Consider the following 8,979-nt stretch of genomic DNA (forward strand, 5'->3'; position numbering starts at 1 on the left):
TCCCATATACAGCAGCGGATGAAGAAAAGATGAAGTTTTTAACTCCGTATTCTTCCATAGTTTCTATAAGGTTTAATGTATTTACAACGTTATTTCTATAATATTTAAGAGGTTCTTTTACACTTTCGGGAACAACTATGTAAGCGGCAAAATGCATAACAGCATCAGGTTTGAATTCCTCAAATATTCTTTTGAGCGTATTCTTATCACTGAGATCAGCCTTTACCAGTTTTCCATATAAAACAGCCCATTCATGCCCTGTTGAGAGATTATCATAAGTCAGAATTTCAAAACCTTTTTCTCCAAGGAGTTTTACAACATGTGAACCTATGTAACCTGCTCCTCCTATTATAAGAATTTTCATCTTTTCCCAACTTCTTTTTTATAGTTTATAATTATATTGTATTTATTGTATTAAAATTATAATATTCACACAAATCTTTTATAACGCATTTATCACATTCCGGCTTTCTAGCTTTACATATATTCTTTCCGTGGTTAAGAAGGAGGAGGGAAAACTTAGTCCAAAGTTCCTTCGGAACTATTTCCATAAGCTCCTTTTCCATTTTATCCGGATTCTTTTGTTTACTTAAACTTATTCTTTCAACTACTCTGTGGACATGTCTATCAACGATTAGCGCAGGAAGACCGAAGGCTGCACCTATTACCATGTTAGCGGTCTTTCTTCCTACACCCGGGAGTTTGGTTAACTTATCAACGTTCTTAGGTATTTCTCCGTTGTAAAGTTCTATAAGTTTTTGACAGCATTCCTTTATCAACTTTGCCTTTCTTCTGTAAAAGTTTATGCTTCTTATATCCTTTTCAAGCTCTTCAAGAGATGTACTCGCTATATCTTCAGGTTTCTTATACTTTTTAAAGAACTCCTTACTTACTTTATTAACAACCTTGTCACTTTCTTGAGCGGCGAGTATAGCCATAACGAGGAGCTGGAAGGGGTTCTCAAACTCAAGCTCTAAGCGGGAATTTGGATAAACCCTTTCAAGTCTGTTTACTATTTCTATCGCTTTTCTTCTAAGCTCTTCAAGGTTTCTATTACCTTCGCTACATGCCCCTTGGCCTTTACGTTTCGCCATGCCTTAATTATTTTACCCTCCTCGTCTATTACGAAAGTTGATCGTATGATTCCTTTCGTAACCTTTCCGTATGCCTTTTTCTCACCGTAAGCTCCGAACATTTCCGCAACTTTTTTATCTTTATCCGAAAGGAGTATGAAGTTAAGGTTATACTTCTCCTTAAACTTTTTGTGGGAGTTCACACTGTCGGGACTTACTCCTATAACCACGTATCCCATTCCCTTAAGAAGGTTTAGGTTATCTCTGAAGTCACAGGCTTCCTGTGTGCATCCGGGTGTGTTGTCTTTGGAATAGAAGTAAAGGATTAATCTCTTTCCTTTAAATTCCTCAAGACATATCTCCTTTTCGTTCCCTTCCTCATCTATACCGGGAAGGCAAAAGTTAGGAATCTTATCACCTTCTTTGAGCATATTTATATTCTAACATTCTATATTTATATAGTATGGCAGGGCATAGTCACTGGGCACAGATTAAGCACAAGAAAGCTAAGGTAGACGCACAAAGGGGTAAGCTTTTCAGTAAACTCATAAGGGAAATTATCGTAGCTACTAGACTGGGCGGTCCGAACCCCGAGTTTAACCCGCGGTTGAGAACTGCGATAGAGCAGGCCAAAAAAGCTAATATGCCCTGGGAGAACATAGAAAGGGCGATAAAGAAGGGTGCCGGAGAGATAGAGGGTGAACAGTTTGAAGAAGTTATATACGAGGGATACGCACCGGGCGGTGTTGCGGTTATGGTTATGGCAACAACGGACAACAGGAACAGAACAACCTCCGAGATAAGACACGTGTTTACCAAGCACGGAGGAAACCTCGGTTCATCGGGATGTGTATCCTACTTATTTGAAAGAAAAGGGTATATAGAAGTTCCTGCAAAGGGTATATCAGAGGATGAGCTCCTAGAGAAAGCCATAGAAGCGGGTGCTGAGGATGTCCAGGCGGGTGAAGAAGTCCACATAGTATACACCTCTCCCGAGGAGCTTTACGAGGTAAAGGAGAAGCTTGAGAAGATGGGTGTTCCCGTTGAAAAAGCCCAGATAACCTGGAAGCCCATTTCCACCGTTCAGATAACGGATGAAGAAACCGCTCAGAAGGTTTTAAAGCTCCTTAACGCTCTTGAGGAGCTTGACGACGTTCAGCAGGTTATAGCAAATTTTGAAATGCCCGAAGAGTTCCTTCAAAAAGTGAGCTAATTCCTTTCCTTCCCTTTCCTCTAAAATATAAATAACGACCAATTTACAAGGAGGAGGTGGATGGCTAATCTGCGCGAAACGCTGGAGAGACTTGCGTCCTTCAGACCCGACAAGTATTACGTAACAACCCTTTACCTCAGGTTGATGCCCGAAGATAGGCAGGATAACAAGTATCTTTTAACTTATAAGGACTTGGTAAAGAAGAAGAAAGAAGAGCTGGAAATAGCGGGAGATAAGGACGTTGTAACTTCCCTCAGGGAAGATGTTAAGAAAATTCAAGATTTCTTATCTGAGCCCAAGAACCTTGAGAACTGCAGGGGTATAGCGATTTTTTCCTGTGCCGCGAAAGGTATCTTTGAATACGTGAAGCTCCCTTACGTTTACAGAAACAGGCTGATGTTCTCACCCGACCCCTTGGTAAGGGAAATAGCTGCGATAGATGAGGAGTTCGGAAGGGTTGCCGTCTTACTCGTTGATAGAAAACACATAAGATATTTCCTTATGGATATAACGGGAATAGAGGAAAAACTTGACTTCCTTGAACCCATGACCACGAGGGCACATAGATTTCACAGCGGAGGAGCCCTCCTCAAGGGTGCGGAAGGAACGTTCCAGTATAGAATGCCCGCAAGGGGAGCAGCTCCTAACGTTGTTCAACACGGTATGGGAGAGTGGAGATTTCACTCAAGGCTGAGGGAGGAGTGGCACAGGATACTTAAACTTGCGTCAGATGCACTATTTGAGGAGTGGAAAAGGGTTTACTTCGACAAGCTCGTAATAGGTGGATTTATAGAAGAAGGGCTCAGGGAAATAGAAAACTTTCTTCACCCTTACCTTAAAGAAAGGCTTGTAGGATACATAGAGGCAAACCCTGAAGAGGCAAAGCCTCACTGGGTTTGGGAAAAGGTTCTTGACCTTCTCTGGAAGAAGGATAGAGAACAGGAGAAGAAGGTTATATCCGAGCTAAACGAACTTATCGGAAAAGGCCTCGCGGTAAACGGAACCTCAAAAGTTCTTGAGATGCTAGCTATAGGGAACGTAAGAACGTTAATACTTCCCGAGGATTTTGAAAAACCGGGATACTTGTGTCCCAAAAGCCACCTTGCATTTCTGAAGCCCGAGTGTCCCCTTCCCGATGAAGAAGCTGTTCCCATAAGTGATGTTGTTGACGAAGCTCTTGAGGAGGCTCTTGACCAAAAGGCAACCGTTGAGGTGATAATAGACAAAGAACTCCAGAAAAAGGTTGACGGGCTTGCAGCTTTCCTAAGGTTCAGGCTGTAGCCTCCCCTTTTAAACATTTAGAATTTTAAATATGAACGAGAGATTAATGATATTCATAGACGGTTCAAACCTATTCCACGGGATAAGATACCTGAATATAAAGATTGATTACTCAAAACTCGTTGAGTTTTTAAGGGAGGGGAGGTATCTCGTAAGAGCTTACTTCTATACAGCGGTTCCTCAGGAAAAGGATGTAAAGAAGGGAACACCCGAGTGGGATAGTCTGATGAGACAAAGGAGGTTTCTTGACGAGCTTTCCTTTATGGGGATAAAGGTTAAAACCGCAAACCTGAGAAAGCTTCCCGGCGGTGAATACCTTGAGAAAGAAGTTGACATAATGCTTGCAACAGATATGTTATCCCTTGCATTTCTGAACGCTTACGATACAGCTATTCTTGTAAGCGGGGATAGCGATTTCATACACACGGTTGAAGCGGTTCAAAGTCTCGGGAAAAGGGTTGAGAACGCAACCTTTAAAAAAACAAGTTCCTACAACCTAAGAAAGGTTTGTGACAGATTTATACTCCTTGACGACTACGTGGACCTCTTCATAATGGAGGAGAAAAAGCCCCTGCCCGTGAAGGCGGAAGAAGTTCAAGAGAAGGAGAAAGAACTAAGCTTTTTTGAAAGGTTAAAGAGATTTTTCACGTCATGAAAGTCTTAATAGCTTCCGCAAATAAAGGAAAGATTGAGGAGTTCAGGAGGATTCTTGAACCGCTGGGTTTTGAAGTTGTTGAACCTAAAGAAAAGATAGAAGTTGAGGAAAAGGGAGGGACCTTCCTTGAGAACGCGTGTCTTAAGGCGAAAGCCTACTTTGAGCTATACGGAATACCAACCCTTGCGGATGACTCGGGGCTCATAGTTGAGGCTATAAGCCCCTACCCCGGTATTTACTCGAGCAGGTTTTACTCGGTTGAGTTCGGAGGAAAGGAGGAGGTTAAAACCACAAAGGACGAGGCAAACATAAGGAAGCTTTTAAGACTCCTTGAAGGGAAAAAAGAAAGAGGTGCGAAGTTTGTTGCGGTCTTATTCTTCTACAGAGGTGATAGGGGTTTCTTCGTTGAAGGAGAGGTAAGGGGAAGGATTTCGGAAGAACCGAGGGGAGAGAAAGGTTTCGGATACGACCCCGTGTTCATACCGGAAGGTTATGAGAAAACCTTTGCGGAGCTAAATCCCGAGGAAAAGGATGAGATATCCCACAGGGGAAGAGCAATAAGGAAGTTCCTTGAGGTAATTAAAAGTTGTGAGGGAGTATTTACGTAAAAGGAGAAGTTACGAGCTCCTAAGGGAAGCCTTTCACGTAATAAGCATAATCTCATCAAACAGGTTCAAAAGACTAAGAGGAGAAGTCTTACCAAAAGTTCCCTTCTACAGCCGTTTAAAGGAGGTTCTTGAACACCTATACGCCCTTTATCCCCACCATCCACTCTTTAAACCGAGGGAGGAAAAAAGGGTAGCCCTTATACTCTTTCTCTCGGATATCTCCTTTACCCGTTCCCTATGTTCAAAGTTAATAGATAAAGCCCTTAAGGAAGTTCCGAGGGATTGGGAAGTTTACGTTATAGGTTCAAAGTGCAGAAGCGGAAGGCTTAATCACTTTAAAAGGGTTCAGTTTATAGAAGAGGTATTTAAGAAAAGGGTAAATACTGAAAAGATTGTGAATTTAAGCTTAGAGCTCTTTAAGATGTATGTAAAAAGTCAGCTTGATGGGGTTTACATTCTCCGGGCGGAGCTCCAGACTCAGGAAACAGAATTATACACCTACGAGGAAAGCAAAAGGAAGGAGAAAAAGGTTGAGATAACACCCGTTAAGTTCTACGAGAGGGGGAAACCCTTTACTTACAGGGCCTATGAGCTCGGTGTTTCGGGGAGTTACGAAATTAGTTTATTCAGGTTTATTCCACCTCTTATAAAAAAGAAGTATAAAAAAGACCTGATACTTAACTTTGAAGGAAACGAGGAAGAAATAATAGAGCGTATACTTGGGCTATACCTCGTTTTCTACGTTCAGTTGCTCGCATACGAGCATGCAGCAGTTTTGAACCTCGTTCGCTTCAGAACCGGAAAGAGAATAGAAGACAACCTCTCAAAGAAGATAAGGGAGGTTCAAATAAAGATTAACAAGGAAAGACAGGAGAAGATAAACAGGGAGCTCCAAGATATCGCTTTTTCACTTCTAGCTTTTGAGGAAAAGAGATTTAAGGATATAAACCTCAAATGTGCAATTCTTGAGGTGGGTGAGGAAATATACGAAGACCTAAGGAATGAAATCGTGAGAAGGGTAAGAAGGTTAATTCCCCTCTGTGAGGTGAAATATGTTAAGGGTCTCCTCGGTTTCAGAGTTCTGACAGGAAAGACCGTTTACGACTTCTCCGTTGATTTTTATCTGAAGGAACTGGAGAGAAGTATAAAATATGAGTTATGAACGAAAAGTATGAAGCTGTTATAGGTCTTGAGATACATGTCCAGATGGATACAAAAACAAAGATGTTCTGCGGTTGTAAGGTTGAGTTCGGAGCAGAACCAAACACCAACGTATGTCCCGTATGCCTTGGAATGCCCGGAGCACTACCAGTTTTGAATAAAAAAGCGGTTGAGTATGCGATAAGGGCTTCACTAGCTCTCAACTGCGAAGTTCACGAGGAGTCTGTTTTTGAAAGGAAGAATTACTTCTACCCCGACCTTCCGAAAGGTTATCAGATATCCCAGTATGAGAAACCTTTAGCGACGAACGGGTGGGTTGAGATAGACCTTCCCGACGGTAGTAAAAAGAAGATAAGAATAAGGAGACTTCATATAGAAGAAGATGCGGGAAAAACCATTCACAAAGGTGATAAAAGCTACGTTGACCTCAACAGGGCGGGAACACCCCTTATGGAGATAGTGACCGAGCCCGACATAAGAACACCCGAAGAGGCAAGGATATTCCTTGAGAAACTGAGAAACATTATGAGGTATGCGGGCGTATCAAAGGCGGATATGGAAAAAGGACAACTCAGGTGTGATATAAATGTCTCTATAAGACCGAAAGGTTCAGATAAGTTCGGGACGAGGGTTGAGATAAAGAACGTAAACTCCTTCAGGTTCGTCCAGAAAGCCCTTGAGTACGAAATAGAGAGACAGATTAAGGTTGTGGAGGAAGGCGGGGAGGTTATTCAGGAGACCAGAACCTTTGACCCCCAAACGGGAAAAACTTACACTATGAGGACGAAAGAAGAGGCGGAAGACTACAGATACTTCCCGGACCCGGACCTGCTTCCCCTTAAAGTAAGCAGAGAGTGGATAGAAGAGATAAGGAGAAACATGCCGGAGCTCCCCGACCAGAGGTTCAAGAGACTGATAGAACAATACGGTCTTTCCGAATACGAGGCGGGAATTCTTGTAAACCATAAAGAGGTCGGTGACTTCTTTGAGGAAGCCGTCAAACATTACAACGAACCGAAAGGAATAGTAAACTGGCTCATAAACGACCTTCTCGGACTACTCAGGGATAAGGGAGTAACGATAGAGGAAAGCCCGGTAAAGCCTGGCCAGCTTGCGGAGCTGGTAAAACTCATAAAGGAAAAGGTTATATCAACGAAGATAGGCAAGGAAGTGATTAAGGAGATGGTTGAGACCGGAAAGTCCCCGTCACAAATAGTTGAGGAGAAGGGGTTAAAACAGATAACAGACGAGAATGCCATAAAAGAGATTGTTAAGAAAATCTTTGAAAGACATCCCAAGGAGGTCGAAAGGCTTAAAAACGGGGAGGAGAAACTCATAGGCTTCTTTGTGGGTCAGGTTATGAGGGAAACTAAGGGTAAAGCAAACCCTCAAGTGGTTAATAAAGTAATTAGGGAGTTAATAAAGTAAGGGGGTAGACAAAAATGATAGAAACTGAAGTTCCCTCACGGGAAGGAATAAAATCAAGGCTTTTGACTTTAAAAGAAGCGAGCAAATGGGCATCCGAATTTCTTAACAGAGAAGTAAGTGAACACAACATAAGCTATTTGATAAATTACGGTAAAATAAGAAAGTACATTATTGATGGTAAAGTTTATGTATCCAAGGAAGAGTTAAAACAATATTATATAGAAAATGTTTTGAAAAAAGAGGAAAAGTATAAAAAAGCTTTAGGAATAGATTTATGTTGGGAACTTTCATTTGATTGGGTACCTGAAAGAGAAAGAACAAAACACGTTCATAGATTACATCCATATAAGGGAAAGTTTATACCACAACTTGTTGAATATTTCCTGAGCAAATACTTTAAAGCGGGAGATATAGTATTAGACCCTTTTTGTGGTAGTGGAACGACCTTAATTCAGGCCAATGAAATGAACATCCACAGCATAGGAATTGATATATCGGAATTTAACATTTTAATTACCGAAGTTAAATTTGCAGATGTTAATATTGAAGAATTGAAGAAATGTATAAACGATATTTTCTTGAAATTAAGAGAGCACGAGATAAATAATAGAATTACCGGATTCGAAAAAGAGTTAAAGAAATTATTGGAAGAATTCAATAGAAAAAACTTTCCTTCTCCTCAATTTAAAAGAGATTTTCAAGATGGGAAAATATCAAAAGAATATTTAATAGAAAAAGAAAAAGAATTTAATAAGGTTTATTTGGATCTTTTAAAGAAATACGGAATAAGACAAAAGGAAAATAATTCTGATTCCTTTTTAGACAAGTGGTATATTCCGAACGTAAAAGAGGAAGCTTATATAATTCTTGATTTTATAAACAAGATATACGATGAAAAAATTAAGAAAGTTTTAATGATTATCTTAAGTAGAACTATTCGTTCTGTTAGAGCAACAACTCATATGGACTTAGATAGATTAAAAGAGCCTCAATACACACCTTATTATTGCTACAAACATTTTAAAATATGCAAACCTGTATTCTCATTAATTCCGACTTTTAAAAAGTATGTAAACGATACGTTGAAAAGACTTGAAGAATATAAAAAATTAAAAACCGATGCTTATCAGATTGCATTAGTAGGAGATAGTAGAACAATTGATATTTTTGAGGAAGTAAAAAAGAAAAGTAAAGAGTTTTATGAACTACTAAAGATTAAAAAGATAACCGGAATATTTACCTCTCCACCTTATGTTGGACAGATAGATTATCATGAACAACACGCCTACGCCTATGAGCTTTTCAATATTCCCAGAAGAGATGAGCTGGAAATAGGGCCCATGTTCAAAGGTAAAGGGAAAGAAGCAAGAGAAAGTTATATTGAAGGTATAAGCCAAGCTCTTAAAAATTGCTTGAAGTTTATGGTAGATAACCCTGTTATTATTATAGTTGCAAATGATGAATTTAACTTATATCCTATAATAGCTAATAGAGTGGGACTGAAAATAATCAAAGAATATAAAAGACCTGTTTTGAATAGAACTGCAAGGGATAAGAATG

10 protein-coding genes are annotated in these 8,979 nt (G+C 40.2%); 7 read left to right on the forward strand and 3 right to left on the reverse strand.

What is annotated here, in order from left to right; genetic code table 11:
* The 3 genes from ACWB1W_RS06685 to bcp all read right to left on the reverse strand — a co-directional run.
* The coding region (locus ACWB1W_RS06685) for an NAD-dependent epimerase/dehydratase family protein (protein WP_479370604.1) at window positions 1–364 on the reverse strand (364 nt) is incomplete at its 3' end.
* A 31-nt stretch (window positions 365–395) separates the two neighbouring features.
* On the reverse strand, window positions 396–1,094 hold the full coding sequence (gene nth / locus ACWB1W_RS06690; RefSeq protein ID WP_479370605.1) for an endonuclease III: 699 nt from the start codon (window positions 1,092–1,094) through the stop codon (window positions 396–398).
* Window positions 1,019–1,504 (reverse strand): thioredoxin-dependent thiol peroxidase, encoded by a 486-nt coding sequence (gene bcp / locus ACWB1W_RS06695; protein ID WP_479370606.1) that lies wholly within the window; start codon window positions 1,502–1,504, stop codon window positions 1,019–1,021. Before bcp ends, nth begins: the two co-directional genes overlap by 76 nt.
* A 32-nt stretch (window positions 1,505–1,536) precedes the next feature.
* On the opposite strand from bcp, the gene ACWB1W_RS06700 reads away from it, so the two are divergent.
* The 7 genes from ACWB1W_RS06700 to ACWB1W_RS06730 form a co-directional block, all read left to right on the forward strand.
* Window positions 1,537–2,286, forward strand: a complete 750-nt coding sequence (locus ACWB1W_RS06700; RefSeq protein ID WP_479370607.1) for a YebC/PmpR family DNA-binding transcriptional regulator — start codon at window positions 1,537–1,539, stop codon at window positions 2,284–2,286.
* 60 nt (window positions 2,287–2,346) lie between these two features.
* Complete coding sequence (locus ACWB1W_RS06705) at window positions 2,347–3,567, forward strand: baeRF12 domain-containing protein (RefSeq protein WP_479370608.1); 1,221 nt, start codon at window positions 2,347–2,349, stop codon at window positions 3,565–3,567.
* A gap of 31 nt (window positions 3,568–3,598) precedes the next feature.
* Entirely contained in the window at window positions 3,599–4,222 is a 624-nt protein-coding gene (locus ACWB1W_RS06710; protein WP_479370609.1) for a LabA-like NYN domain-containing protein, read from the forward strand.
* The gene (gene rdgB, locus ACWB1W_RS06715; protein WP_479370610.1) at window positions 4,219–4,830 is read left to right on the forward strand and encodes an RdgB/HAM1 family non-canonical purine NTP pyrophosphatase; all 612 of its coding nucleotides are present in this window, start codon (window positions 4,219–4,221) and stop codon (window positions 4,828–4,830) included. Before ACWB1W_RS06710 ends, rdgB begins: the two co-directional genes overlap by 4 nt.
* Window positions 4,811–5,992 carry a F0F1 ATP synthase subunit gamma gene (locus ACWB1W_RS06720; protein ID WP_479370611.1) on the forward strand — a complete coding sequence of 394 codons (1,182 nt, stop codon included), beginning with the start codon at window positions 4,811–4,813 and terminating at the stop codon, window positions 5,990–5,992. The genes rdgB and ACWB1W_RS06720 overlap by 20 nt, the downstream gene beginning before the upstream one ends.
* Window positions 5,989–7,419: an Asp-tRNA(Asn)/Glu-tRNA(Gln) amidotransferase subunit GatB gene (gene gatB / locus ACWB1W_RS06725; RefSeq protein WP_479370612.1), complete on the forward strand. Its 1,431-nt coding sequence runs from the start codon at window positions 5,989–5,991 to the stop codon at window positions 7,417–7,419. Before ACWB1W_RS06720 ends, gatB begins: the two co-directional genes overlap by 4 nt.
* 14 nt (window positions 7,420–7,433) lie before the next feature.
* Window positions 7,434–8,979 (forward strand): DNA methyltransferase (locus tag ACWB1W_RS06730; RefSeq protein WP_479370613.1); only part of this gene is annotated, 1,546 nt, incomplete at its 3' end.

Source organism: Aquifex sp., from assembly GCF_056494385.1.

Coding starts and splice junctions, on each gene's coding strand:
- nth (WP_479370605.1), bottom strand. CDS start 1,094: ATGGCGAAACGTAAAGGCCAAGGGGCATGTAGCGAAGGTAATAGAAAC.
- bcp (WP_479370606.1), bottom strand. CDS start 1,504: ATGCTCAAAGAAGGTGATAAGATTCCTAACTTTTGCCTTCCCGGTATA.
- ACWB1W_RS06700 (WP_479370607.1), top strand. CDS start 1,537: ATGGCAGGGCATAGTCACTGGGCACAGATTAAGCACAAGAAAGCTAAG.
- ACWB1W_RS06705 (WP_479370608.1), top strand. CDS start 2,347: ATGGCTAATCTGCGCGAAACGCTGGAGAGACTTGCGTCCTTCAGACCC.
- ACWB1W_RS06710 (WP_479370609.1), top strand. CDS start 3,599: ATGAACGAGAGATTAATGATATTCATAGACGGTTCAAACCTATTCCAC.
- rdgB (WP_479370610.1), top strand. CDS start 4,219: ATGAAAGTCTTAATAGCTTCCGCAAATAAAGGAAAGATTGAGGAGTTC.
- gatB (WP_479370612.1), top strand. CDS start 5,989: ATGAACGAAAAGTATGAAGCTGTTATAGGTCTTGAGATACATGTCCAG.